Source organism: Antarcticimicrobium sp., assembly GCF_029212575.1.
In the GTDB taxonomy this organism is placed as follows: Bacteria; Pseudomonadota; Alphaproteobacteria; order Rhodobacterales; family Rhodobacteraceae; genus Antarcticimicrobium.
Genome location: NZ_JARGPK010000048.1, coordinates 53,596 through 77,956, shown reverse-complemented (window position 1 = coordinate 77,956; position 24,361 = coordinate 53,596). Strand labels below are relative to the sequence as shown.

21 protein-coding genes and 1 tRNA gene are annotated in these 24,361 nt (G+C 61.9%); 8 read left to right on the top strand and 14 right to left on the bottom strand.

The window, feature by feature from the left end; all coding sequences use genetic code 11:
* Position 1 precedes the first annotated feature (1 nt).
* The 5 genes from rpsA to trpB all read left to right on the top strand — a co-directional run bounded on the left by rpsA (position 2) and on the right by trpB (position 4,689).
* Positions 2-1,684 (top strand): 30S ribosomal protein S1, encoded by a 1,683-nt coding sequence (gene rpsA / locus P1U75_RS09840; RefSeq protein WP_300242626.1) that lies wholly within the window; start codon positions 2-4, stop codon positions 1,682-1,684.
* Positions 1,685-1,988: 304 nt separating this feature from the next.
* A complete protein-coding gene (gene ihfB, locus P1U75_RS09835; protein ID WP_300242624.1) occupies positions 1,989-2,276 on the top strand; it encodes an integration host factor subunit beta in 288 nt (95 codons plus the stop codon).
* The gene (locus P1U75_RS09830) at positions 2,276-2,626 is read left to right on the top strand and encodes a LapA family protein (protein WP_300242622.1); all 351 of its coding nucleotides are present in this window, start codon (positions 2,276-2,278) and stop codon (positions 2,624-2,626) included. Before ihfB ends, P1U75_RS09830 begins: the two co-directional genes overlap by 1 nt.
* 67 nt (positions 2,627-2,693) lie before the next feature.
* Entirely contained in the window at positions 2,694-3,341 is a 648-nt protein-coding gene (locus tag P1U75_RS09825) for a phosphoribosylanthranilate isomerase (protein WP_300242620.1), read from the top strand.
* 94 nt (positions 3,342-3,435) lie between these two features.
* Positions 3,436-4,689, top strand: a complete 1,254-nt coding sequence (gene trpB, locus P1U75_RS09820; RefSeq protein ID WP_300242618.1) for a tryptophan synthase subunit beta — start codon at positions 3,436-3,438, stop codon at positions 4,687-4,689.
* 11 nt (positions 4,690-4,700) lie between these two features.
* On the opposite strand, the gene P1U75_RS09815 is transcribed toward trpB, so the two are convergent.
* From P1U75_RS09815 to P1U75_RS09790, 6 genes are all read right to left on the bottom strand, one after another.
* A complete protein-coding gene (locus P1U75_RS09815) occupies positions 4,701-5,072 on the bottom strand; it encodes a DUF2237 domain-containing protein (RefSeq protein WP_300242616.1) in 372 nt (123 codons plus the stop codon).
* Between the two features lie 9 nt (positions 5,073-5,081).
* Positions 5,082-6,245, bottom strand: a complete 1,164-nt coding sequence (locus P1U75_RS09810) for a serine hydrolase (protein WP_300242614.1) — start codon at positions 6,243-6,245, stop codon at positions 5,082-5,084.
* Positions 6,246-6,330: 85 nt separating this feature from the next.
* Positions 6,331-7,017: an aminoacyl-tRNA hydrolase gene (gene pth, locus P1U75_RS09805; RefSeq protein WP_300242612.1), complete on the bottom strand. Its 687-nt coding sequence runs from the start codon at positions 7,015-7,017 to the stop codon at positions 6,331-6,333.
* A gap of 135 nt (positions 7,018-7,152) precedes the next feature.
* Entirely contained in the window at positions 7,153-7,788 is a 636-nt protein-coding gene (locus P1U75_RS09800; protein WP_300242610.1) for a 50S ribosomal protein L25/general stress protein Ctc, read from the bottom strand.
* Positions 7,789-7,914: 126 nt separating this feature from the next.
* Complete coding sequence (locus tag P1U75_RS09795; protein WP_300242608.1) at positions 7,915-8,535, bottom strand: sulfotransferase family 2 domain-containing protein; 621 nt, start codon at positions 8,533-8,535, stop codon at positions 7,915-7,917.
* 4 nt (positions 8,536-8,539) lie between these two features.
* A complete protein-coding gene (locus P1U75_RS09790; protein ID WP_300242606.1) occupies positions 8,540-9,706 on the bottom strand; it encodes an alpha-hydroxy acid oxidase in 1,167 nt (388 codons plus the stop codon).
* 170 nt (positions 9,707-9,876) lie between these two features.
* On the opposite strand from P1U75_RS09790, the gene P1U75_RS09785 reads away from it, so the two are divergent.
* Positions 9,877-10,320 carry a MaoC family dehydratase gene (locus tag P1U75_RS09785; protein WP_300242604.1) on the top strand — a complete coding sequence of 148 codons (444 nt, stop codon included), beginning with the start codon at positions 9,877-9,879 and terminating at the stop codon, positions 10,318-10,320.
* 16 nt (positions 10,321-10,336) lie between these two features.
* On the opposite strand, the gene P1U75_RS09780 is transcribed toward P1U75_RS09785, so the two are convergent.
* Together P1U75_RS09780 and trpA are read right to left on the bottom strand one after the other, a co-directional pair.
* Positions 10,337-11,908: a trimethylamine methyltransferase family protein gene (locus tag P1U75_RS09780; RefSeq protein WP_300242602.1), complete on the bottom strand. Its 1,572-nt coding sequence runs from the start codon at positions 11,906-11,908 to the stop codon at positions 10,337-10,339.
* A gap of 113 nt (positions 11,909-12,021) precedes the next feature.
* A complete protein-coding gene (gene trpA / locus P1U75_RS09775) occupies positions 12,022-12,813 on the bottom strand; it encodes a tryptophan synthase subunit alpha (protein ID WP_300242600.1) in 792 nt (263 codons plus the stop codon).
* 149 nt (positions 12,814-12,962) lie between these two features.
* On the opposite strand from trpA, the gene ychF reads away from it, so the two are divergent.
* Positions 12,963-14,060 (top strand): redox-regulated ATPase YchF, encoded by a 1,098-nt coding sequence (gene ychF / locus P1U75_RS09770; protein ID WP_300242690.1) that lies wholly within the window; start codon positions 12,963-12,965, stop codon positions 14,058-14,060.
* A 151-nt stretch (positions 14,061-14,211) separates the two neighbouring features.
* Positions 14,212-14,301, top strand: a tRNA-Ser gene (locus P1U75_RS09765).
* A gap of 299 nt (positions 14,302-14,600) precedes the next feature.
* Here the strand turns inward: P1U75_RS09765 and P1U75_RS09760 are convergent.
* Genes P1U75_RS09760 through P1U75_RS09735 form a run of 6 tightly spaced genes read right to left on the bottom strand, consistent with a single transcriptional unit; the run spans position 14,601 to position 24,289 of the window.
* Positions 14,601-15,533: a hypothetical protein gene (locus tag P1U75_RS09760; RefSeq protein ID WP_300242598.1), complete on the bottom strand. Its 933-nt coding sequence runs from the start codon at positions 15,531-15,533 to the stop codon at positions 14,601-14,603.
* Positions 15,533-17,332 (bottom strand): AAA family ATPase, encoded by a 1,800-nt coding sequence (locus tag P1U75_RS09755; RefSeq protein WP_300242596.1) that lies wholly within the window; start codon positions 17,330-17,332, stop codon positions 15,533-15,535. The genes P1U75_RS09760 and P1U75_RS09755 overlap by 1 nt, the downstream gene beginning before the upstream one ends.
* 9 nt (positions 17,333-17,341) lie before the next feature.
* Positions 17,342-18,517 (bottom strand): restriction endonuclease subunit S, encoded by a 1,176-nt coding sequence (locus P1U75_RS09750; RefSeq protein ID WP_300242594.1) that lies wholly within the window; start codon positions 18,515-18,517, stop codon positions 17,342-17,344.
* A complete protein-coding gene (locus tag P1U75_RS09745; RefSeq protein ID WP_300242592.1) occupies positions 18,514-20,040 on the bottom strand; it encodes a class I SAM-dependent DNA methyltransferase in 1,527 nt (508 codons plus the stop codon). Before P1U75_RS09745 ends, P1U75_RS09750 begins: the two co-directional genes overlap by 4 nt.
* On the bottom strand, positions 20,040-23,435 hold the full coding sequence (locus P1U75_RS09740; RefSeq protein WP_300242590.1) for a DEAD/DEAH box helicase family protein: 3,396 nt from the start codon (positions 23,433-23,435) through the stop codon (positions 20,040-20,042). The genes P1U75_RS09745 and P1U75_RS09740 overlap by 1 nt, the downstream gene beginning before the upstream one ends.
* Complete coding sequence (locus tag P1U75_RS09735; RefSeq protein WP_299627616.1) at positions 23,432-24,289, bottom strand: WYL domain-containing protein; 858 nt, start codon at positions 24,287-24,289, stop codon at positions 23,432-23,434. The genes P1U75_RS09740 and P1U75_RS09735 overlap by 4 nt, the downstream gene beginning before the upstream one ends.
* Between the last annotated feature and the right edge of the window lie 72 nt (positions 24,290-24,361).

Genomic DNA, 24,361 nt, shown 5'->3' with positions numbered 1-24,361 from the left:
CATGGCTCAGAACGCATCCATGGAGGAATTCGAAGCCCTCCTGAACGAAAGCTTCGAAATGGACACCCCCGATGAGGGGACTGTCGTCAAAGGCAAGGTCATCGCCGTCGAGGCGGGCCAGGCCATCATCGATGTCGGCTACAAGATGGAAGGCCGCGTCGATCTGAAGGAATTCGCGAATCCCGGCGAGGCCCCCGAGATTGCCGTCGGCGACGAGGTCGAGGTTTATCTTCGCTCCGCCGAGAACGCCCGTGGCGAAGCCGTCATCTCGCGCGAGATGGCCCGCCGCGAAGAAGCCTGGGACCGGCTGGAAAAAGCCTATGCCGACGACCAGCGTGTCGAAGGCGCGATCTTTGGCCGGGTCAAGGGCGGCTTTACCGTCGATCTCGGCGGTGCCGTGGCCTTCCTGCCCGGCTCTCAGGTCGATGTGCGCCCGGTGCGCGACGCCGGCCCGCTGATGGGTCTCAAGCAGCCGTTCCAGATCCTGAAAATGGACCGCCGCCGCGGCAACATCGTTGTCTCGCGCCGCGCCATCCTGGAAGAGAGCCGCGCCGAGCAGCGTGCCGAGGTCATCGCCAACCTGACCGAAGGTCAGACCGTGGACGGCGTGGTCAAGAACATCACCGAATACGGTGCCTTCGTTGACCTGGGCGGCGTTGACGGGCTGCTGCACGTCACCGACATGGCCTGGCGTCGTGTGAACCACCCCTCCGAGATCCTGTCGATCGGCGAAACCGTCAAGGTTCAGGTCATCAAGATCAACAAGGAAACCCACCGCATCAGCCTGGGCATGAAGCAGCTGCAGGATGATCCGTGGGATCTGGTCGGCGCCAAGTTCCCGCTGGGTTCGGTGCACAAGGGCCGCGTCACCAACATCACCGATTACGGCGCCTTCGTGGAGCTGGAGCCGGGGGTCGAGGGGCTGGTCCACGTGTCGGAAATGTCCTGGACCAAGAAGAACGTCCATCCCGGCAAGATCGTTTCGACCAGCCAGGAAGTCGATATCATGGTTCTGGAAATCGACGCTGCCAAGCGTCGCGTTTCGCTGGGCCTGAAGCAGACCATGCGCAACCCGTGGGAGGTCTTTGCCGAGACCCATCCCGAGGGCACCGAGGTCGAGGGCGAGGTCAAGAACATCACCGAATTCGGTCTGTTCATCGGTCTCGACGGCGACATCGACGGCATGGTTCACCTGTCGGATCTGTCGTGGGACGAGCGTGGCGAGGACGCGATCCAGAACTACAAGAAGGGCGACATCGTCAAGGCCGTCGTCTCGGAAGTGGACGTGGAGAAAGAGCGGATCTCGCTGTCGATCAAGGCGCTGGGCGGCGACAAGTTCGCCGAGGCCGTGGGCGGCGTGAAGCGTGGCTCGATCATCACTGTCAACGTGACCGCGATCGAGGATGGCGGCATCGAGGTGGAATACGAGGGCATGAAGTCCTTTATCCGCCGTTCGGACCTGAGCCGCGACCGTGGCGAGCAGCGTCCTGACCGGTTCTCGGTCGGCAACAAGGTCGATGTGCGCGTAACCAACGTGGACAGCAAGACCCGCCGTCTGGGTCTGTCGATCAAGGCGCGCGAGATCGCCGAAGAGAAGGAAGCCGTGCAGCAGTATGGCAGCTCTGACTCGGGTGCCTCGCTCGGTGACATACTGGGCGCCGCGCTTAAGGGTGACAACGACTGATCGGGGTCATTTCTCCGAACTGAAACGGGGCGGGCCCCGGGCGTTCTGCCCAGGGCCCGTTTCCTTGCTAGGGCCCCCGGTCCGCGAATCGGGTCGCCATATGTGCGGCCCGCACGACCGTGCGGATGCTGCGCCAAAGGCACAAATCGGGTGCGAGACCCGTGTCGTCCCTGATACGCCCCCGAATTTCCGTGTTAAATCCTGTACTTCCCGTTTCCGTGATGGAAAATTCTGCTTATAGTCGTGCAAAATGCATCGCAGAATGCCTGCCGCAAGATCAACCCGCGCCTCGGGAGGGCCTTCCATGATCCGGTCTGAACTGATCCAGAAGATCGCAGACGACAACCCGCATCTGTATCAACGCGACGTCGAGCGCATCGTGAACACCGTATTCGAAGAGGTGACCGAGGCGATGGCGCGCGGCGACCGGGTGGAGTTGCGCGGGTTCGGCGCGTTCTCGGTGAAAAAGCGCGACGCGCGGATCGGTCGCAATCCCCGGACCGGGGAAACCGTGCATGTTGAGGAGAAGTTCGTTCCCTTCTTCAAGACGGGGAAACTTCTTCGGGATCGTCTGAACGGAAAACCTGACTGATGCGTTACATTCGATATGCGTTCCTGGCGGCGCTGGGAATCGTGTTGATCTCTGTCTCTCTGGCCAATCGCGGCGCGGTGACGCTGCAGCTGATGCCGGACGACATCGCCGCGCTGCTGGCGTGGAACTATTCCATCGCGCTGCCGCTGTTCGTGGTGGTTCTGGGCGGCATCGCCTCCGGCCTCGTGATCGGGTTCCTCTGGGAATGGATGCGCGAGTACAAGCATCGCCGCGACGTCGGCCGCAAGGACCGCGAGGTTCGCAAGCTGGAGCGCGAGGTGACACGGCTGAAGCAGACCAAATCCGAGGACAAGGACGAGGTCCTGGCGCTGCTGGACGAGGCGAGCTGAGACCGGCGGCGGGATTTGATCCGAAAGCCGGTTCCAACCGGGCCGAATGCGCCCTAGAACCCTTTGCATGACATCTGACATCCGGGTGAAAATCTGCGGGCTGCGCGAGGCGGCCGATGTGCGGGCGGCGGTGGCGGCCGGGGCGGCCTATGTCGGCTTCGTGTTCTTTGCCAAATCGCCGCGCAACCTGGCGGTGGACGCGGCGGCCGCGCTGGCGCTGGAGGTGCCCGAGGGCATCTGCAAGGTGGCGCTGACGGTCGATGCCGACGAGGCCGCGCTGGATCAGCTGATCGAGACCGTGCCGCTGGACATGCTGCAGTTGCACGGGCGCGAAAGCCCCGAGCGGGTGGACGAGATCCGCGCCCGATACGGCCTGCCGGTGATGAAGGCGGTGGGCGTGGCGGGTGAAGAGGATCTGGCGCAGATCGACCTTTACGCCCAGGTGGCCGATCAGCTGTTGATCGACGCCAAGCCGCCCCGGGGGGCGGACTTGCCGGGCGGCAACGGGCTGGCCTTTGACTGGCGGCTGCTGGCGGGGCGCAAGTACTGGCAGCGGCCCTGGATGCTGGCGGGCGGGCTGACGCCGCAGAACGTGGGCGAGGCGATCCGCCTGACCGGCGCGCGGCAGGTCGATGTCTCGTCTGGCGTGGAGCGTGCGCCGGGGGTCAAGGATGCCGGGTTGATCGAGGCCTTCATCCGCAGCGCGCAGGCCTGAGCGAATCCGGGCAGGGCGGGGGCTGGCCCCGAATCCGCTGGAATTTGCCCCGCGCCCCTTTTATGCACGGCGCAGAGCAAGCGGGGGGCGCACAATGGCCAACGATCTATTCAACAGCTTCATGTCCGGGCCGGATGAAAAAGGCCGCTTTGGCATCTTCGGCGGACGGTTCGTGAGCGAAACGCTGATGCCGCTGATCCTGAGCCTTGAGGAAGAATACGAACGGGCCAAGACCGATACGGCCTTCTGGGCCGAGATGGATGACCTGTGGAAGAACTATGTCGGCCGGCCCAGCCCGCTCTATTTCGCCGAACGGCTGACCGACCATCTGGGCGGCGCCAAGATCTATCTCAAGCGCGACGAGCTGAACCACACCGGCGCGCACAAGATCAACAACGTGCTGGGTCAGATCCTGCTGGCGCGCCGGATGGGCAAGACCCGGATCATCGCCGAGACCGGCGCCGGGCAGCATGGGGTTGCAACAGCAACGGTCTGCGCCAAGTTCGGGCTGAAATGCGTGGTCTACATGGGCAAGCACGATGTCGAGCGGCAGGCGCCGAACGTGTTCCGCATGCGCCTGCTGGGGGCCGAGGTGATCCCGGTGACCTCTGGCCGCGGCACCCTCAAGGACGCGATGAACGATGCGTTGCGCGACTGGGTGACCAATGTGCGCGACACCTTCTATTGCATCGGCACGGTCGCGGGCCCGCACCCCTATCCGGCGATGGTGCGCGATTTCCAGTCGATCATCGGCAAGGAGGTGCGCTGGCAACTGGCCGAGCAGGAGGGCGAAGGCCGCCTGCCCGATACGGTGATCGCGGCGATCGGCGGCGGGTCGAACGCGATGGGGTTGTTCTATCCGTTCCTCGACGACAAGTCGGTGAACATCATCGGCGTCGAGGCCGGCGGCAAGGGCGTGGACGAGAAGATGCAGCATTGCGCCAGCCTGACCGGCGGGCGGCCCGGCGTGCTGCATGGCAACCGCACCTATCTGCTGCAGGACGACGACGGGCAGATCCTTGAGGGGTATTCGATCTCGGCCGGGCTCGATTACCCGGGCATCGGGCCGGAGCATTCCTGGCTGCACGAGGTGGGCCGGGCGCAATATGTCTCGATCACCGACCGCGAGGCGCTGGAGGCGTTCCAGCTGTCCTGTGCGCTGGAGGGAATCATCCCGGCGCTGGAACCTAGCCACGCGCTGGCCCATGTGATGAAGATCGCCGGGGACCTGCCGCGCGAGCATATCATGGTGATGAACATGTGCGGGCGCGGCGACAAGGACATCTTTACCGTCGCCAAGCACCTCGGCTTTGACATGTCCGATACCGAGGGGCGCGACGCGGACTGACCACCACCGGCTCAGTCGGCCGCATTGTCCATCAGCACCGCCAGCGGCACCAGTTCCAGAGCGCGGGCGTGGGTTGCCTCCAGGTGCACCCTGGGGGCGCAGCCCTCGTCATGGGCCTGCAGGAAGCGCGCGGCGCACAGACACCAGGCATCGCCGGGTTTCAGCCCGGAAAAGCCGAACTCCGGGCGCGGCGTGCTCAGATCGTTGCCGACGTATTTGGAATAGGCGAGAAATTCTGCGGTCATCACAGCGCAGACTGTATGGCTGCCCTGATCGGCCGCGCAGGTGTTGCAATAGCCGTCGCGGAAGAACCCGGTCAGCGGCTCGAAAGAGCAGGGGGTCAGGGTGCCGCCAAGGACATTGAGGCTTTCATCCGGTTCCATGCAACCAGCCTACAGGCTTTGCGCGATTCTGCGGAACATTTCGAGGTTCTGCTCAAACGCGCCCTCGTCCCGGAACCGCCGGTCGGCTCCGGTGGCCACGATCATGACCCCGGCAGTCCGGTCGATGTAGATATACTGGCCGTAGACGCCGCGCCCGAAGAATTCCCCCTCATGCGCGTCGGCGGGGATCCACCAGAAGAAGCCGTAGCGCGTCTTGCCCGGCGCGGTCGGCGCGCTGGGGGCGGTCGAGGCGGCGATCCAGTCTGCCGGGACCACCTGGGCGCCGCCATATTCCCCGTCCTGCAGGATCATCTGACCGAAGCGGGCGAAATCGCGGGTGGTGAAGTTGAGCCCGCCGAGGACAAAGGCCACCCCGGCGCCATCGGTGATGTAATTGCCGTCCCGCTCCAGCCCCAGCGGGGCGATGATCTTTTCGGCCATCAGATCGGTCACGCTGCGCCCGGTGGCGCCGCGGATCACCATGCCGATCACATGGGTGTCGATCGAGACATATTGCCAGGTCTCGCCCGGGTTCGCGAAACGCTCGGTGAAAGAGGCGGTGAAATCATCCAGCGTGCCGCCGAGCGCCACCACCCGGCCCATGCGCTTGATGTCGGAGTTGTTGTCCAGGTAATCCTCGTCGAAGGTGACGCCCGAGGCCATGTTCAGCACGTTGCGGATGCTGGCGCCGTCATAGGCCGTGCCCTTGAGCAGCGGGGCATATTTGGTCACCGGATCGTCGATCGAGGCGATCGCCCCCTCGTCCAGCAGCACGCCGAGCAGGGCCGAGAGATAGCTTTTCGCCACCGACCAGGAGATCCGGAGGTCGTCCGGTCCGGTGCCGAGAAAATACTCCTCGTAGCGGAGCGCGCCGTCCTGCATCACCAGCAGCGAGGTGACCGCGCGTTCGTCCATCCATGTTTCCGCACCCTCGGGCAGGTCGTAGGATGCGCCGTGGGGCAGGGGGCTGATGGCGGCGGGTCCGCGCGCCAGCGGCGCGGTGAGAAAGGCCGCGTCCATATGCGAGAAGTTCTGCACGATCCGGCCCTCGTCGAACAGCGTGTTGACCGCCCAGAGCCGCTGGATCTCTTCGCGTTTCCACAGGCCCACCACCACGGCGGCCAGCACCAGGGCGAGCAGAACCCGGCCCAGCCATTTTCCGAAGATACGCATCTTGTCCCTCCCGCTTTGCCCTATCTGAGCCGAGCGGGGGCAGCGCGGCAAGGGGGAACGCGGCGGAAACCGCTCAGGCGGAGGGTCACTTGAACCTGTCCATCAGCCTTTGCATCGGGCTGCGGTCGTCCGCGTCGGTTGTCTTGGCCGGTTCGACATCCGCCGCGCCGGTTTGCTTTGGCTTCGGCGTGGTCGAGGAGCGCGGCGGCGCGGTGCGCAGGGAGACGGCGTTCAGGAATTTTCCACCATCGCCGGCGGCCAGGTGATCGGCGCCATCGGAGAGCCCGCGCAGCACATCGTCGAGCCAGTCGTCGTCGGCACGGGCGAAATCATGCAGCACGTAGCCCGAGACAAGTTCCTTGCGGCCGGGGTGGCCGATGCCGAGGCGCACGCGGCGGTAGGCCTCGCCGATGTGGCCGTGGATCGAGCGCAGCCCGTTGTGCCCGGCGTGCCCGCCGCCCTGTTTTACCCGCACCTTGCCCGGCGCGAGGTCAAGCTCGTCGTGGAACACGGTGACGTCGCCGGGCTCGAGCTTGTAGAACCGCATTGCCTCGCCGACCGACTGGCCGGAGAGATTCATGAAGGTTTCCGGTTTCAGCAGCAGCACCTTGTCACCGCCAAGCCGCCCCTCGGCGATCTGGCCCTGGAATTTCGATTTCCACGGGCCGAAGCCGTGATCGGCGGCGATGCGGTCCAGCGCCATGAAGCCGATGTTGTGCCGGTTGTGCGCGTATTTCGCGCCCGGATTGCCAAGGCCGACAAAGAGTTGCATCGCATCCCTCGCAGGTGAACGGTTGGCCCCTACATGCCCGGAAACCGGCGCGGAATCCAGAGCGGGGAGAGGCGGGGGCAGCAAACGAAAACGGGGCCCCGAAGGACCCCGTTTCCAATCGCGGTGCGAGGGGGATTATTCCTCGACGGCGACCTCGACCTCTTCGGCTTCGCCGTCATCCTCGTTCTCGGAGGAACGCAGGCCCGACGGGGCCTGGAGGTTGGCGATCACGAAGTCGCGGTCGATGGTCGGCTTGGCGCCCTCCGGCAGCGTGATCGCGGAGATCGTCACCGTGTCGCCGATGTTCAGGCCGGTGAGGTCAACAGTCAGCTTTTCGGGAATGTCGCCGGCGGTCACCACCAGTTCGACTTCGGGGCGCACGACGGTCAGAACGCCGCCCTTCTTGATCCCGGGGGCGTCCTCTTCGTTGAGAAACTCGACCGGAATAAAGAGGTTGATCTTCGAGGTGCGGCGCAGGCGCATCAGGTCCAGGTGCGTGGGCAGATCCTTGACCACGTCGCGCTGCACGTCGCGGCAGATCACGCGCACGTCCTCGTGCCCTTCAACCTTGAGGTTGAACAGGGTCGACTTGAAGCGGCCTGCCTTCAGTTTCTTCAGCAGCGCGTTGAACGGGATCTGGATCGGCAGCGGGTCGTTGTCGCCACCAAAAACAATGCCCGGAACCATGCCGGCGCGGCGCGCCTGACGAGCGGCGCCCTTGCCTGTCCCCGTCCGTTCCTGGGCTTCGAGATCAGGAATCTCACCAGCCATGTTATGTCTCCAATATAAGGGCGGGGCTCCTCCAAGGCTGTAGCCCCGCGTGAAGACGCGCGTATAGACGAGATGACCCGCGATGGAAAGAGGGTTTTTCGCCCTTTCGGCCCGTCGGGGCGGCGGTTATCCGATGCTTGTCCGCAGATGCCCGCCGGCGTCCGCGACCCGGTCGTAGAGCGCGAACTCGGCCGCCCGCGCGGTCCGCAGCCTGGCCCGCAAATCGGGGTCGAGCGGCGCCTCGACCGGGGGCGAGACGTTCTTGCGCCCCGGTTCCACCGGTTCACCGAACCGGTCCTCGAGAAAGCGCAGCAGGAGCGGCTGATCCTCATAGGCGAAGAGGTGGTGCACCAGCACGGCGCGGCGCGCCGAGGTCAGGAACCGGAACTGGCTGCCGACCCGCGCGTGGGCCGGGGGATCGTCGCGGATCACATCGCGGACGAAATCGTTGAAGCTCATCGTGTCGGTCGCCGCCTCGCGGTCCTCCAGACGGGTGCGGGTGCGGTACTTGTACCAGCTTCGGATCTGGTCCTCCGGGTCGCGGATCACCGCCATCCGTTCAAGGGTCAGGCCGAAGGCCGATTTCAGAAACGGCGCGATCTGGTTGTGGAACCGCTGCGCCGTGATGTGCTTGCGCTGCTTGGAAAAGGCGATGTCGGCGTAGGGGCGCAGCGCCAGTTCCAGCGCGGTGGTGCCCGTCTTGGGCACCGCCAGGAAGGCCAGCGACTGTTCGGAGAAGACCTGCAAGGGGTCAGCCCTGCCAGCGCCCGCCGAAATCCTCCGGCACCAACAGGTTGTGCCGGCCCAGATCGGTGACCTTGCGTTCACCGCAGAGCGCCATGGTTGTGTCCAGTTCCTTCCGGATCACTTCGAGCGCGGTGGTCACGCCCGCCTGGCCCATTGCCCCCAGCCCGTAGACGAAGGCGCGGCCGATCATGGTGCCCTTGGCCCCCAGCGCCAGCGCCTTCAACACGTCCTGGCCCGAGCGGATGCCGCTGTCGAGAAAGACCTCGGTGTCGCCGCCGACCGCGTCGAGGATCTCGGGCAGCACGCGAATGGAACTCAGCGCGCCGTCCAGCTGCCGACCGCCGTGGTTCGACACCACGATCGCATCGGCCCCCAGCTTGGCGGCCATCCTGGCGTCTTCGGCGTCGAGGATGCCCTTGAGGATCACCTTACCGCCCCATTGCTCCATCAGCTTGCCGATCTTGCCCCAGTCGAGCGTCGGGTCGAATTGCTCGGCGGTCCAGGCGCCCAGGCTGGAGGCGTCGGAGATGCCGTGCACATGGCCGACGATGTTGCCGAACTCGCGCCGCTTGGCGCCCAGCATTCCGATCCCCCAGCGCCACTTGGTGGCGAGGTTGGCGATGGTCTTCGGCGTCAGCTTTGGCGGGGCGGATAGGCCGTTTTTCAGGTCCTTGTGGCGCTGGCCGAGGATCTGCAGGTCGAGCGTGATCACCAGCGCCGAGCACCTGGCATCCTTGGCGCGCTGGATCAGGCGGCGGATGTAATCCTCGTCCTTCATCGTGTAGAGCTGGAACCAGAACGGCTGCCCGGTGTATTCGGCGACGTCCTCGATCGAGTTGATCGACATCGTCGAGAGGGTGAAGGGCACGCCAAAGTCATGCGCCGCCTTGGCCGCCTTCATCTCGCCGTCGGCGTGCTGCATGCCGGTCAGCCCGACGGGGGCGAGCGCGACCGGCATCGTCACGTCCTGACCGATCATCTGGCTTGCGGTGGAGCGGCCCGACATGTCGACGGCGACGCGCTGGCGCAGGCGGATCAGGTCGAAGTCGCTGCTGTTTTCCCGAAAGGTCTGCTCGGTCCAGCTGCCGCTCTCGGCGTAGTCGTAGAACATGCGCGGAACGCGGCGTTCGTAGATGCGCTTGAGGTCTTCGATATTGGTGATCACTGGCATCGCGCGTGTCCCCTTCGACAAACTCACCTGTCGATCCGGGTTACCAATCTGCGGAGCGATGCACAATGTCGCAATTGCTGAATGAGGCGCGGTTGCCACGCCGGGAGAGGTGGTTTTCGCCGCTGCGTTTGGTGGCTATGAAGAAAGCCGAAAACAGGAGCGAATAACCCATGGCGATGTATTTCGAAGACTTCCCGGTCGGTTTTGTTCATGAGACCGGGGCGCGCCCGATGCCGCTGGAGGAGATCATGCTGTTCGCCCGTGACTGGGATCCGCAACCCTTTCATGTGGACGAGGCGGCGGCCAGGAACACGATCTATGGCGGCATCATCGCCAGCGGCTGGCATACGCTGACCGTCGCCTTTCGCCTGTGGTACGACAGCGGGCTCTGGGCCGAGGCCTCGATGGGGTCGCCGGGGATGGAGAGCATCCGCTGGCTGAAACCGGTGCGCCCGGGCGACGGCCTGAAGGTGCGCGCCGAGGTGATCGAGAGCCACCCCTCGGCCTCGCGGCCCGACCGGGGGCGGATCACCGTGCGCAACGAGGTCTACAACCAGCACGGCGAGAGGGTTGCCGAGTATACCGGCATCCACATACTGAAGACACGCGGGTAGCGGCGCCGCGCCGGGCTCAGATCGTCTCGACCTTGCCGCGATAGACCTCGACGATGTGTTCGTCCGCGGCAGCGGCCAGCGCGGCGATCTCGCGGTTCTGGTCTTCGCTGAGTACCCCCTGTTCCGGCGCGGCGGCAATCGCGGCGAGCGCCCGGTCGCGGGCCTCATCAAAGGCGGTGCGGCGGCCCGAAGCCTCGTAATCGTCGCGGCCGACCCGCTGAAACACCCGTGGGGTAAACTGGTCGCGGCAGCCGGTCACAGTATGGTCGCTGTCGAGGAAATGGCCGCCCACGCGGATCTGGCGCATTTCGTCCCAGTTGAGCGCCTCCTCGTTGATATCGGGCACCCGGAGGAAACGGCGCAGCATCGCGCCGACCTCGTTGTCGAGCACCGCCTGCACCGGGCTGAACACGGTGGCGCATTCCAACTGACCGACCCCGCCAAGGATATCGGCGCCGCTCAGCGCCACGGTCTGCATCAGCAGCGCGCGTTCGGCCATCGACTGATGGTCGGCGTCGGGCGTGTCGGAGCCGGCGCCATAGGTGTGGGACAACAGCCCGAAGCCATGCTTGACGATCTGGATCGAGAGGCTCGCGGCCTGCATCGCCTCGACGCTGGATTGCAGCGCGCTGCCGGTGCGCATGTCGAGCGCGAACATCAGCGGTGTGGCAATCACCGGCAGACCGGGTGAGAGCACATGCGCCATCGTTACCATGCCGACAATTTCGGCCACCGCCATCAGCGCCAGCCCGGCCACCGAGAGCGGCGCGGTGCCCCCGGCGGAGGGCAGCGAACAGGCATGCACCGGCACGCCATAGCGGCCGCATTGCAGGATCACCTCGGTATCCATGTATTTGAACTCGAGCGGCGAGAAGGAGCATGTGATGGTGCTGGTCGAAGGATTGGCGCGCAATTCATCCTCGCCGCCGGCGGCAATGGCGGCGATCCTCAGCAGATAGTCGATGTTCTCCTTCTGATAGGGCTGCATCCAGACATGTTTCCCGGTGTGCGCGGTGATGCGTGCATAGGAATGGATATCTGCCGTCACCTCCGGCACGCCGTGGACGAAGGGATGGGCGATGAAGCCGACCTGATCGAGACTGTCGGCGACGGCAGCAATCTCGCCCACCGCCCTCAGGTCCATGTTGCGATAGCTGGCATCGCGCGGGTCGACATAGCCATGCCCGCCGGTGCCGGTGCGCAGGACGAAGCCCCGGTCGGCGCGGGGCAACTCGATGTCGCGGGCGCGGGTCTTGCCGGCAAGGCGCACGGTCTTGGGCGTGGCGGCCAGCGCCTCCTCCACCAGCGTGCGGGGCAGGCGCAGCCGCCCGGCCTCGGCCCCCTCGCGCGCGCCGGCGGCGATCAGGGCGGATTTCGCGGCGGGATGCACGATCATCACGCCATAGTCTTCCAGCAGGGTCAGGGCGCGGGCCTTGAGAAACTCCATCCGGTCGCTGTCGAGAAAGCCGAACCCGGCCCGCGGGCCGATCACATGATCAAGCGAAAAGGCATCGGCCGTGGCGCGGCTGACCGGCGGGTTGTTGCGGCCACGGCGGCGGCGCGGGGTCTGGGGAATGCTCTCGGCCATATCGGTTCCTCTCCTGGCGAAAAGAAAAGCATGGCACACACCGATTCCGCTCACTGCCTGCCGACTTGAGCGAGTGAAGGATAGCAAGGGCCGGGACCCGATCAAGGGAAATGTCAGGCGCGGTGCGCCCCGTCGGCCAGCGACTTGACGAAATCCAGCACCTCGGCGACCGGCTTGCCCGCGGCGATCTGGCTGACGATGGCCGAGCCGACCACCGCGCCGTCGGCGACGCCGGCGATGGCCTGCGATTTCTCCGGCGTGTTGATGCCGAAGCCGACGATCACCGGCAGGTCGGTCCTGGCCTTGATCCGCGCCACCTCGGGGGCGACATCGGTCGTCTCGGCCTCGGCCGAGCCGGTGATGCCGGTGATCGAGACGTAATAGACGAAGCCGGAGGTGTTGGTCAGCACCTTTGGCAGGCGCTTGTCATCGGTGGTGGGGGTGGCGAGGCGGATGAAGTTCAGCCCGGCCTTCTGCGCCGGGAGGCACAGTTCCTCGTCCTCCTCGGGGGGCAGATCGACGATGATCAGCCCGTCGATGCCGGCCGCCTTGGCATCGGTCAGGAAGGTCTCGACGCCGCGATTGTAGATCGGATTGTAGTATCCCATCAGAACAATCGGGGTGGTGTCGTCGGTCTTGCGGAATTCTGTGGCCAGGTCGAGGGTCCTTTGCAGGGTCATTCCAGCCCCCAGAGCCCGCTGGCCAGCGGCCTGGATGGTCGGCCCGTCGGCCATCGGATCGGTAAAGGGCAGGCCCAGTTCGATGATATCGACCCCGGCGCCGGGAAACCCCTTTACCAGTTCCAGCGAGCTGGCGTAATCCGGATCGCCCGCCATGACATAGGCGACGAAGGCCTTTTTGCCCTGCGCCTTCAGCGCGGCGAATTTGGCGTCGATGCGTGTCATGAACGGCCCCCCGTCTGTGTTCCGGCACGGTTTGGCGAATACGCCGGGGGAAATCAATGCCAAAGGCGTGCGGTGTGGTGACATGGCCCGTTGCAGCGGGCGCCCCATGCGCATAGAAGGCGCCGAAACCGATGATGCGGAGGGCCGAGATGGGCTTCAAGATGGGGATCGTTGGGCTGCCCAATGTGGGCAAGTCCACGCTGTTCAACGCGCTGACCAGGACCGCCGCGGCGCAGGCGGCGAATTTCCCGTTCTGCACGATCGAGCCCAACGTGGGCGAGGTCGCGGTGCCCGACGCGCGGCTTGACAAGCTGGCGGCGGCGGCAGGTAGCAAGCAGATCATCCCGACCCGGATGACCTTCGTCGATATCGCCGGGCTGGTGAAGGGCGCCTCCAAGGGCGAGGGGCTGGGCAACCAGTTCCTGGCCAATATCCGCGAGGTCGATGCCATCGCCCATGTGCTGCGCTGTTTCGAGGATGGCGACGTGACCCATGTGGAGGGGCGCGTCGATCCGGTGGCGGATGCCGAGACCATCGAGACCGAGCTGATGCTGGCGGATCTGGAAAGCATCGAGAAGCGCCGCGCCAACCTGGTGCGCAAGCTCAAGGGCAATGACAAGGAGGCGCAGCAGCAGGACCGCCTGCTGGCCGCTGCCCAGGCCGCGATCGAAGAGGGCAAACCCGCCCGCGTGGTCGAGGTCGATGCGGAGGACGCCAAGGCCTGGACCATGTTGCAACTGCTCAGCACCAAGCCGGTGCTTTACGTCTGCAACGTCTCGGAAGCCGAGGCGGCAACCGGCAACGCCCATTCCGAGGCCGTGGCGAAGATGGCCGCCGCCGAGGGCAACGCGCATGTGGTCATCAGCGCCCGCATCGAAGAGGAGATCAGCCAACTCGACCCGGAAGAGGCGCAGATGTTCCTCGAGGAGATGGGGCTGGAGGAGGCCGGGCTCGACCGGCTGATCCGCGCCGGCTACGAATTGCTGCACCTGGAGACCTATTTCACCGTCGGTCCCAAGGAGGCGCGCGCCTGGACCATCAAGGCAGGCACCACCGCGCCGCAGGCCGCCGGGGTGATCCACGGCGATTTCGAAAAGGGCTTCATCCGGGCCGAGACCATCGCCTATGATGATTTCATCGCCCATGGCGGCGAGCAGGGCGCCAAGGAGGCCGGCAAGATGCGGGCCGAGGGCAAATCCTACGTCGTCAGCGACGGCGACGTGATGCATTTCCTGTTCAACACCTGATCAGACAGTGGGTGGCGCAGCCCCCTTCCGCGCGACCGAACAGATGACCGGTCCGCGCCGCGGGACCGGTCGTGGGGCAGGGCAAGGAAATCCCGCAAAAACGGAGATTGTGGGCTTGTCCCTGGCGCCCGGCCTCTGTAAACGGGTCGGCGGAGACGTGGCCGAGTGGTCGAAGGCGCTCCCCTGCTAAGGGAGTAGGCCCGGAAGGGTCTCGTGGGTTCGAATCCCATCGTCTCCGCCACTTGCCCTCGCGAAAGCGTTCTCCTGATCCGGCTGCGGCCGGATTTTCTCGTTGTATTCGAGGGTTATGCGGGAGGGGCTGAGCACTGGCCCCAGTGCCAGGCGGCCCGGAAGCGTTCTCTCGGGCCGGTATTCTCTGAACCTCATGACTGCGCCTGTTTGGTGTTCAGGGTGTAAGTGTCTGATCTCAATGCGGTTTTCCAAAGTGCGGCTGAGCACTTCGACGTTGGTGGCGTTTTCCCAAAAGGGACCGAAATCGAACGCCTGTCCTGTGTTTACAATGCCGCTCGGGCTCCCGGGTCAGAAGAGCTCGACGTTACCGTTGGCATCAACCCGAACCGCAGACCCAACACGGGTGTAAACCGTTGAATTTGAAGAAAACCGGCTCCGAAGTTGCTGCGCATGAGAATTATCCAAAAGTGTAAACGTAGCAGTCTCGCCCGGCCCCGCAGCGGCAAGACCCGCACCGACCATCAGACCACCGACATCAGTTAGGAAGAAGCGATCGTGAAGGTCCTCTCCTCCTGGCACCTCTGTCCACTCATAGAGTTCCAGAGAATATCCTTGCGGCAAAATCCCATTGGTAAGAGCAGGAGCATGTTGCGCGAGAATATTCGGCGGAGGACGAGAGTCGTGTGACCGGAAGTGTACCTTAATCACTTTCGGTGTCGGCGTCGCAGCAGCGAGCTTGCCAAGCAATGATGTCAATGGACCAGTATAGTTACCTCTCGCTGGACGCAGATCAAAATAGGGGTCGACGATGTCAATTTCGCCAGCCACCAGCGCGATCAGCAATAGGGCATCGGCGATATCATCCGAGGTCCTCGCTACGTCACGGCTGATCGGTGCGTTGAAGAACGCGTTCTCGTCAAAACAATCATCAGGCGCGAGTGCTTCTGCGCAGGTCACGGCTCCCTCGCCGCAGACGATTGCGCGAAATGGTCTATGTCCATGCTCGCGGATAGCGTTATCAACCCAACTCGTCTCGTGATCATAGGTTCGGTTGAAGCCCACCACTTTGTGCTTCGCACCATGCAAACGCTCGACAACGCTAGCCAATTTCACTTCTGAGAGACCAGCGTCCTTCGCCGCTTGAATGACCTTCTTTTCCCATTTGTTGGGAAATCGGGATATCAGCCTGCCTTTGTCGGCCCCGAATTTTTCGATCAGATATCGAAATGTGTTCCAATCTGTCCCGATCGCTGCAGGCTCTACTGCGTATTCCGACAGCATCAGAACAGTTCCTCGGCCCGTTCCGCGAAGAATCCGTGGGGCCATCGGTCTACGAAATCGCCATCTGGGCTTACGCGGAGTGGCCGGAAACGGACCCCCTCAGCAGAGTTCTCCACATAGACGACGGACAAATCGTCGGCGGTCAGGCCGACAACTCCTGGCGGAAGTTCGTTCTCTGTCTGCTCCCTCACGCGACGCAGCAAACGAAGCATGATGTGTTCGCTATGCGTTTCAACCAGAAGGCTGCGCTCGGGTCCAACAGCCGGCTGTGGTCCATGTGTCGCTTCGATGAAAAGATCTCCAAGTCCGACCTGGATGGCCGGGTGAATATGAAGCTCGGGCTGCTCTATGGCGATGAGGCCGTCAGGATTCATCAGGCAGGCGACAACCACAGGCACCATCTGAGAAATGCCTACACCGACGTCGCTGGGCGCAACTAAAACGCCCTTGTTCAGATCGAGCAGCCTGAACTCCTTCACCGTTTTCAATGATGCGTAAAGCTCCTGCAGATCACCCAGGTCGTCTTCATCGATGCCGCGCTGGAACAGCTGGTGGAACCGGCTGGTATTGGGGACTTGCTTGAAGACGGTCTGCTGCAGCTGGTAGCCGGTCCGCAGTTTCAGATCGGATGAGAGCCAGTCATTCACGCTTTCAAGCAGGTGCTCCGTGGTCTGGTTGTGAAGGACGTCCCAGGCAGCAAGGCCCTGCGCCCAACGGGACTCGTCAGGCGAAAGGCGTGGACGGTAGCCACGGCTGGGGATGTCGCGGAGTGGCCCGATGTAGGTCAGCGACTTGAGGTAGTCGCGCAGAATCCGGACCGGGCCGAGAACCATCTCGTCCAGAAGCGCGCTCAACCCGGCACGGCGATACGTCTCCAGGTCCAATTCGTCGGCGGCGCGTAGTTCGTCGCTGTCCGACAGCCGTGGAACGGAGGCGCCGCGCGCATAGCGCATCCGGATCAGGTTCTTGTCGAGTTCAACCAGATCGAGTCCAAGCGGACGATCCAGTTCGGGCAAGGCTCCGAATTCGGTATCGACCTTTACCCGAAACCGCACGCGGTCGTTGACTTGTGCATCCGCCACGATCTGGCGGGAAAGTTCATAGAGCTCGTTACCGAGTGGTGACTTGAAGGGGTCGCCCTTTTCGGCCTCTGGATCATATCCGAGAGCCGTCGGCAAACCCTCATCCCAGTCTTCCGGTTCGTCGTCCGGATCGACAAGCTTTTCCAGCATCGGGTGCTGCCAGTTGATATCGATCAGCTCGGCTTGGCCCTCCTGTGGGGGGGAGCGCAGCGCGGCAAATTCGTCACCATTCAGGTCGACCGTCAGCTTGGCGACATAAGGGCCTTGGATCAGGTCGCTCCAGGCCACCTCGACGCCAATACCCACCTCCTGCACGACGGCGTAGGTTTTCAGCTCGGTGTTCTCACCGGCGATGTATTGCACCGGCAGGCTTGTGAACTGCGGGTCTTGCAGGTTGCCGCCGGAATTGAGCGGCAGGCGATCGCTGCCCTGATCGTCCCCGATATCGAGTTGAACCTTGATGTGGATGGACCGACCGGTCTCATGCGCATGGACGAGGTTGGCGAAGCCGCCAAGATCGGTCAGACCCCCGGCGATCGTCTGGTCCGGGTCTGGGTTGTTGCGCTCGATTACCTCGCGCAGGTAGTGCAGCGCCTGCAGGATCGTGCTCTTGCCCGCGCTGTTCGGGCCGAAGAGCAGCGTGATCGGCTTCAGGTCAATACTTTGGAGCGTACCAATGCCCTTGAAGTTCTCGATTTCCATCCGGGTCAAACGCATGTCGTTACCTCAAAGCTCGCCCCGAAAAGCGCTCTGCGAAAGTGCATGAAATGCGATGTCTGCTTCCTCAAGAGCCGCGCCTAACCGAAGACGAAGCGTAGAGTTCTTTTTTGAGACTTCCGAGTACATTGACATGGCGTCGTTTGACGGAACCGCAATTGGCAGTGGAGCAAGGTCTTTTTTGTTCAACTGAGGCACTGCGCTGCCGCTTGAAATAGTCACCAAATCGATAAAGCCGAACCAAGCGCGAAGATACTCCGAGGAAACCCTCGAAGTAGGTTTTGGAAAAACACCCATTAGGTTTGGATCAAGAACTGCCTTGCGAGCCAAAACTCGTTTCTTGTTGGTTGAAATCGCGCCCCCTCTTTTAGGAAACACGATCGTGCCAGAGGGAGCGATTATCGACTGCCGAATTTTACCGTCATCCTCAGCCCACAGCCTTGCGGATTTGATTTCCGTTGTATTCTCCGGAGAATTCATATCCGAAACTTTGGTAAGAATAATTCCCCCTTCCTGTCCTCTGAACTCTTCTCCCTTGGGGAGGCTGTTACCTGCGTAGAGGTTGCACTCTGCCCCTATGTTGCTGACCTCAAGGCCATCTTTGGGGCGCAGCGGATACCCAAACATTTCCAGAAACACAGACTTCAGAAACGCATCAGCCAAGTCGAGGGCCCGCTCGTGTTTGAGGCGGATGGCCTCGGCCTTGTCGAGGATCGCCGCGATCCGGTGCTGCTCGTTCACTTCTAGCGCAGGCACTTCAATCTCAGCTATCTCGGAGGTTCGGATTGAAGGATACGCATCGTCCTTGATTAGCCGAGACGGCGGGTTGGCTCGAAGCCAGTACGTCAAATAGTGTGGGTCATAGCGTCCAGTTGGCTTTACCGCAGCCAAGTGGCTGACGACATAGGCGGGACCCTTCAACCGATAGACGCGGCCCAATTTCGCTGACATGCCGCTTTTGGCGAACAGTACAGTATTCTCAGGATACAGTTTGAGCCGCTTTCGTAACGCCGTAGATTCGGAAATTTTTTCTAGGCTGTCCTCGGATCCGCCGTTCAACAACCGTTCGAGGCTTCCCGCTCGAATGAACGGATGACCCTCATCTGCAAACTCATGGGCTTTAGGCGCTGGTTGTCCAGCCGAGACATCGGCAACAGCTCCAAGTGAAACGGTGCCGACGTTCATCCTAGCATTCCTTCGAGCTCTTGGAGATCAGCGGCTATCTCTTCGTTGAGGCCCTTCATCCGTGTCAGGATTTCCGAAGGCAGATCGTAGGTTTCTTCTTTGTAAAGCTGTTCTTTGTACTTGCTCAGTGAAAGGTCATAGTTCGACTGGCGAATTTCTTCGGCTGGAACAAAGAACGCCTTTTGCGTCCGATCCGTGTCCTCCTTTGGATCGCGCTTCTTCCAGGCGTCTAAGCAGCCAGGCAGATCGTCGTCGTCGATTTGATCTCGCTTGTCGTCCAAAGAAAATCCATCGGCTTGAACATCATAGAAGAAAACATCATCTGTCCGCCCGCCTTTGCGGAACACTAGGATTCCTGTGGAGACACCTGCGTAGGGCTTGAACACACCGCTGGGCAGCGAAATCACGGCTTCCAGCTGGTTGTTGTCGACCAAGAGCTGACGCAGCTGACGGTGCGCGCCGGAGGAGCCAAACAGCACGCCATCGGGCACGATGGTCGCCGAACGGCCGCCGGTGTTCAGCATGCGTAGGATCAGCGCGAGAAAGAGCAACTCGGTCTTCTTCGTCTTGACCTGGCGCAGCAGCCCCGAATGCACGTCCTCGAAATCGAGGCTGCCCTTAAAGGGGGGATTTGCAAGGATCACGTCGAAACCCTCGGTCGCCTGGCTCGGATACTTATCCGTAAAGCCGGTGCTGAGCGTATCCTGGTAGTGAATATCTGGATCATCCACCCCGTGCAGCATCAGGTTCATCGCCGCGATCCGGAGCATGGTCGCGTCGAAGTCGAAGCCATGGAACATATTGCTGCGGATGTGCGCGCGGTCCTCGTCGCTGAGCTTGTCTCCGATATAGATCTTCTCGACATTGCCAGTATCCGGATCGGTCTCCTCAATCACCGCCTCGGGCGAGGTATAGGTTTCGAGCAGGTATTCCATGACGCTGACAAGGAAGCCGCCGGTGCCGCAGGACGGGTCGCCGACAACATCTGTCGGCTTCGGCTCGAGCAGATCGACCATCAGCCGGATGATATGGCGTGGCGTTCGGAACTGGCCGTTGATGCCAGCCGTTGTCAGCTTGCTGAGCAGGTACTCGTAGAGGTCGCCCTTGGTGTCACCCTCGGTCAGTGGCAGCTCGTGGATCATGTTGACCGCTTTCACCAGAAGCCCCGGCTTCTGGATCATCAGCTGCGCGTCCTTCATGAACTCGGCGAATGCCGTGCCGCTGGCGACCGTGCTGCGGAAATGCGGGAAGACCTGGTCGCGCACGAGTGGCAGCATCTGGTCGGAGCCAAGGTGCCGGAACTGGGACCAGCGCAGGTGCTGCTCGTCTTCCTTGAAGCGGCGCTTGAACGGCTTGCCGGACCGCTTTTCACGGTTCTCGTCCCGCGCCTCGTTGATGTCGAGGAGGCGCGCGTACATCAGGAACGTGATCTGCTCGATCACCGTCAGCGGGTTGGTGATCCCGCCCTGCCAGAATTCAGTCCAGAGCGCATCGACGCGCCGCTTGAGATCACCCGTGATCATTATTGTTTCCTCTCGTTCGGGTTTTCGTCTTCGCGCTCTTCGACCTCGGTGCCGAAGGAGCGCACGATGTTGATGAGATCGGCAATGTCGGCTTCGTCCTCGAACACGCCGTCCGGTCCGTCGGCATCGACCACGGTGAAGGGGTCGTCATAGAGCCGTTCAACCTCAATCGTGCCGTAGCGCGCGATGTGGTTTTGCAGGAGCGCGAGAAAGCGTGTCTGCTTTGCGCTCAGCTTTGGATGCTTTTGGACAAAGGTTGTGAACTTTTCCCGCACCGCCTCGGAGTCCATCCCAACGATCATGCGGATGGCGAGATATAGCGGACCGGCGGTCTCGCTAAAGAACTCCTCAAGGTGCTCTCGGCGCACATCCGGATGCTGGGTGAGTATGAGCGACACGAGCGAGTCTATTTCTCGGTCGGACACGGCTTCACCGGCACGGACCTTCTTCAAGACTGGATTGGTCTCGAAGTGCTTCTTAAGCTCCGCCTCGACGATCTGCTGATAGGCCTTCATGTCGACGGATTTCAGGGTCGCAGAACGACGTGCCAGATGCATCTGACTGGCATCCTCGGTGATATCGACCACTTTTGGAGGAACGCCCTGCGAGCCACCCTTCGCCCGGTGATGCATAATCCCGCGAAGCTGGAGACGCGCGTCCTCAAGGTCAGCGACAGTTACATCCTGCCAGAACGCATCCAACTTCACGCGCTTGATGACTTCCGCCTTCTCGCGGACCGGGTTCAGGTGCATCTGGAGGGATGACAGTCGGTCAAGGAGCTCGATTTTCAGGTCGGCAATCTCACCTGAGCCACGCAGCACCGCGATCTGCATGCGAGCAATGAGAAGATCGAGCGAAAGAGCGTCGCCGAAGCCACGGATGTTCCGCCACTGCATCAGCGGTGCAATTTCCTGGCGTAGTCTGGCGACGGTCGCCGGGGCGAATGCCTTCAAGACCTCGGGGCGTGATAGCGCGCGCTTCTCCTTCCATTTCTCTCGAACCGCGATCGACTCCTCCGGCAAGGCGTTAATGTCTTGCTCGACAAGTCCGATGGCGGTGTCGAAGGCCGCGATCTCGCTCTTCTGAAGGGCGACATCGGCAACGTTCAGCCGCTCCTCGAAGACCAGCTGGGCAAGCGGCTTGCTCTGCGTGGGTTCGGCGGGTCGATAGCCCATCTCGAAGCGGGCAAAGTTGCCCCAATGGTCGAAGATGCGAAACACGCTCTTGTTTTGGCCTGGTCCGAAGAGGTCTGGACAGAGACGCGTACCGCGGCCGATCATTTGCCAGAACTTTACGGGCGATTTGACTGGCCTTGCGAAAACAAGGTTCACGATTTCGGGTATGTCGATCCCGGTGTCGAGCATGTCGACCGAGATCGCGATGGTCAGATCGTTGTTGGTGCCTTCACCCTTGAAGTCGTCGATCAGTTGCTCGGCTCGGGGGTCATAGTTGTCGATCACCTGGCAAAATTTGCCGGCGTACTGCGGATACATTTCGTCGAAGATCTGGCGCATCAGCATCGCATGTTGGTGGTTGCGCGCGAATACGATGGTCTTTCCGAGAATCTGTCCCGTTGCATCCTTGATCCCGTTTTCCATAAGGTTTCTCAGGATCGTGCGGTTTGTATCCTTATTGTAGATGACCTTGTCGATCTGCTCCGAAGAGAAGTCATACTGTGCCGGGTCCTCTCCCTGGTCTTCCAGTTCCTGAATCTGCTGAGGAGAAAGGCCGTCGAGGGTGATGCCGTCGCGGAGAAACTGGGTCGTGTGCTCATAGACCTCGAAGGGGGTCAGGTAGCCTGCCTGTACCGCCTGTTCGAGATCATAATTCGACGTCGGAAGCTGTCCCTCGCATCCAAAGAGACGGAAGGTGTTGCGAGTGACGAAGTCGACCGGGGTCGCGGTCAGCCCGACTTGATGACAATCGAAATAGTGAAAGATGTCTCCGTAGACGTTGTAGATGCTCCGATGGGACTCATCAGCGATGATGAGGTCGAAGAAGCCGGGGTCGAACGACTGAAAGACCTTTTGCATCGCGGGATAGGTCGCGAGGAAGACGCGCTCATTGGCATTCGTCTTGACGCGCGAAGTGATGATCCGGGTGGGCTCGGAAAGGAAATCGTTGAAGGCGTTCTTAGCCTGCTTTCGAAGTTCCTTCCTGTCACAAAGGAACAAGACCCGCTTGACCCAACCGGCCCTTATCAGAAGGTCAGTTAGAGCGATCGCAACGCGTGTTTTGCCTGTACCCGTAGCTTGCACCACCAGTGCCCGACGGTGCTTCTGGGAGAACCGCTCCGAAACCCGCTTGATCGCTTCGAGCTGATACAGGCGATCAACGATCTGTTCGCTGATCTCGACTGTGTCGAGGGGCTTCTTTTGATGGCGTTGATAGTTGGCCAGATGCTGAAGGCTGTCTTTCGAGTAGAAGCCGTAGAGCTTCCGTGGTGGGAAGTCCTGGGCATCGTCCCAAATCCAGATGTCGAAGCCATTTGTGTAGAAGATGACCGGGCGGTGACCAAACCTCTTGTGGAGGCTATCTGCATAAAGCTTCGCCTGGTGACGACCGAGTTCCGCATCGACAGAGGTCTTTTTCGCCTCGATAACGGCAAGCGGGTTCCCATTGTCATCCCAAAGCACGTAGTCGGCGTAACCAGTGCCTGTGGTCGTGGGTTGGCCGTCGACCTCGACTTCCTTGCCGACCTGAGCCGTGCTTTTGACACCCTCTGCGATATCCCAGCCGACACTCGCCAGCATGCTGTCGATGAGCCGTGTCCGGGTTTCCGCCTCACTAAACTGAAGCTCATCGGCCGCAGCCTGTGCCGAGCTTGCAAGCTGTTTGAGCTCAGCCGCTTCCTTCTGGGCCGCAGTTGCTTTCGAGCGCTCTTCTTCGAGCTCCGAAAGCAACGCATCCATCTGCGCTTCCTGAGCCGCGAGTTTTTCGAGGACTTGTCGCCGTTCCCGTTCCTCTACCTGGCCCGGAATAGCCGGTTGCTGGAAGGCCGGAAGCTGGTCTGCTTTCGCTTGCCCGTATCTGACACACATCCAGCGGGCCAGATCGTGTGCCTCTTTGAGCAGCCATAGCGCGTGTTGGCTTCTTACGGGCTCGCCATGCGCGGCTTTATTGCCGTGCATCCGCAACGCATGAAGTTTGTCGAGTACAACCTTTGGCGTGATCGCGATAAAGGCGTCGTTCTTCAAGAGATCAACAAACGTGGGCAGGTCCGGCTTTGGCAGTCGGAGCTCGCGATAGATATCCTTTGTCAGGTTCTCCGCGAAAAGGCGAAGCTTGACGAGTGCGCTTGCTGGGTCAGCGTGAGCATACGACTCTGCAAACGCGCCAAGACCAGCAAGTTCAGGCCAGCCCTGACGTAGTAATTCGAAGTTGAGCGATTTCATGCCATCGCCTCCGCAAGAGCGGCGTCAAAGGCAGCTCGGTTGGCGACCACGACCGGGACCTCGTGGGGGTTGTCCAGCTTGTCTGCGACATCCAGACGGAGACGCTTCAAGAAGTAGTAGAGCAGCGCCTTCCGTACCATGACTTCGGAGCGCCCGTTCGTCATTTCATAGTCTTGCTCGATTATCGACCGCTGGCTCTCGCTCAGGGCTGGATTCGGCGCGAGCGCCACCGCGAAGCGATCATGCCAGAGCTTGTCGTCATTCGCAGACGCGCCAGATAGCGCATGCTTTCGGGTCTTCACGCATCGCGAGAGGATGAAGTCTTTGAACTTGTGGTCGATGTGACAGAAGGCACGAACATGCCACCGCAGTCCGTCATTGCCGAGGGCGTGGGGAGAAATCCGCCTCCACTCAGGGGTGGGCTTCTTGGCGCTCATGGACTGGTAGAAGACCTCGATGGAATGCCCTTCTCTTGCGGTTTTGAGTACATCGCGAAGGACTTCGGGCTCCACGCGCCGGTTCGGAATAGGCAGGGCATCATGCTCCGGCGCCGATGCAAGCCAGGCGTCGGTCACACCAGACGCTCCTCCGTTAGTCTCGCGCAGATGAGCGAGGTACGCGGATGCATTGGGCTGCATGAATACTGGCTTGAAATCGTCTGCCGCTTTGTAACGCTTGGCGCTCTTGTCGTAGATCAGATTTCCCGGCGCCTTATCCTCGTAGAGTGTCAGGTCCTTGGAGGCTTGGGGCACGGATACGCCGAACTGGTCTACGATATCGGCACGATTGATGCCGCCCTCCCAAAAGAGGCGGAATTCAATGAACTCCAATCGTTTTTCGACACCCCAGCGCATATCACGTCCTCGTTGAGCAGGTGGAGCGAGATCGTCCACCAGAATCGTTTGATGATGGGTATATAAACTATA

Bases quoted from the DNA above. Each gene is read 5' to 3' on its own strand.
- P1U75_RS09785 (WP_300242604.1), top strand. From the start codon at position 9,877: ATGGCGATGTATTTCGAAGACTTCCCGGTCGGTTTTGTTCATGAGACC.
- P1U75_RS09740 (WP_300242590.1), bottom strand. From the start codon at position 23,435: ATGAAATCGCTCAACTTCGAATTACTACGTCAGGGCTGGCCTGAACTT.
- P1U75_RS09735 (WP_299627616.1), bottom strand. From the start codon at position 24,289: ATGCGCTGGGGTGTCGAAAAACGATTGGAGTTCATTGAATTCCGCCTC.
- P1U75_RS09780 (WP_300242602.1), bottom strand. From the start codon at position 11,908: ATGGCCGAGAGCATTCCCCAGACCCCGCGCCGCCGCCGTGGCCGCAAC.
- P1U75_RS09830 (WP_300242622.1), top strand. From the start codon at position 2,276: ATGCGTTACATTCGATATGCGTTCCTGGCGGCGCTGGGAATCGTGTTG.
- ihfB (WP_300242624.1), top strand. From the start codon at position 1,989: ATGATCCGGTCTGAACTGATCCAGAAGATCGCAGACGACAACCCGCAT.
- P1U75_RS09750 (WP_300242594.1), bottom strand. From the start codon at position 18,517: ATGAACGTCGGCACCGTTTCACTTGGAGCTGTTGCCGATGTCTCGGCT.
- P1U75_RS09800 (WP_300242610.1), bottom strand. From the start codon at position 7,788: ATGGCTGGTGAGATTCCTGATCTCGAAGCCCAGGAACGGACGGGGACA.
- P1U75_RS09760 (WP_300242598.1), bottom strand. From the start codon at position 15,533: ATGCTGTCGGAATACGCAGTAGAGCCTGCAGCGATCGGGACAGATTGG.
- ychF (WP_300242690.1), top strand. From the start codon at position 12,963: ATGGGCTTCAAGATGGGGATCGTTGGGCTGCCCAATGTGGGCAAGTCC.
- P1U75_RS09810 (WP_300242614.1), bottom strand. From the start codon at position 6,245: ATGCGTATCTTCGGAAAATGGCTGGGCCGGGTTCTGCTCGCCCTGGTG.
- P1U75_RS09745 (WP_300242592.1), bottom strand. From the start codon at position 20,040: ATGATCACGGGTGATCTCAAGCGGCGCGTCGATGCGCTCTGGACTGAA.
- P1U75_RS09815 (WP_300242616.1), bottom strand. From the start codon at position 5,072: ATGGAACCGGATGAAAGCCTCAATGTCCTTGGCGGCACCCTGACCCCC.
- P1U75_RS09755 (WP_300242596.1), bottom strand. From the start codon at position 17,332: ATGCGTTTGACCCGGATGGAAATCGAGAACTTCAAGGGCATTGGTACG.
- pth (WP_300242612.1), bottom strand. From the start codon at position 7,017: ATGCAACTCTTTGTCGGCCTTGGCAATCCGGGCGCGAAATACGCGCAC.
- P1U75_RS09790 (WP_300242606.1), bottom strand. From the start codon at position 9,706: ATGCCAGTGATCACCAATATCGAAGACCTCAAGCGCATCTACGAACGC.
- trpB (WP_300242618.1), top strand. From the start codon at position 3,436: ATGGCCAACGATCTATTCAACAGCTTCATGTCCGGGCCGGATGAAAAA.
- trpA (WP_300242600.1), bottom strand. From the start codon at position 12,813: ATGACACGCATCGACGCCAAATTCGCCGCGCTGAAGGCGCAGGGCAAA.
- P1U75_RS09825 (WP_300242620.1), top strand. From the start codon at position 2,694: ATGACATCTGACATCCGGGTGAAAATCTGCGGGCTGCGCGAGGCGGCC.
- rpsA (WP_300242626.1), top strand. From the start codon at position 2: ATGGCTCAGAACGCATCCATGGAGGAATTCGAAGCCCTCCTGAACGAA.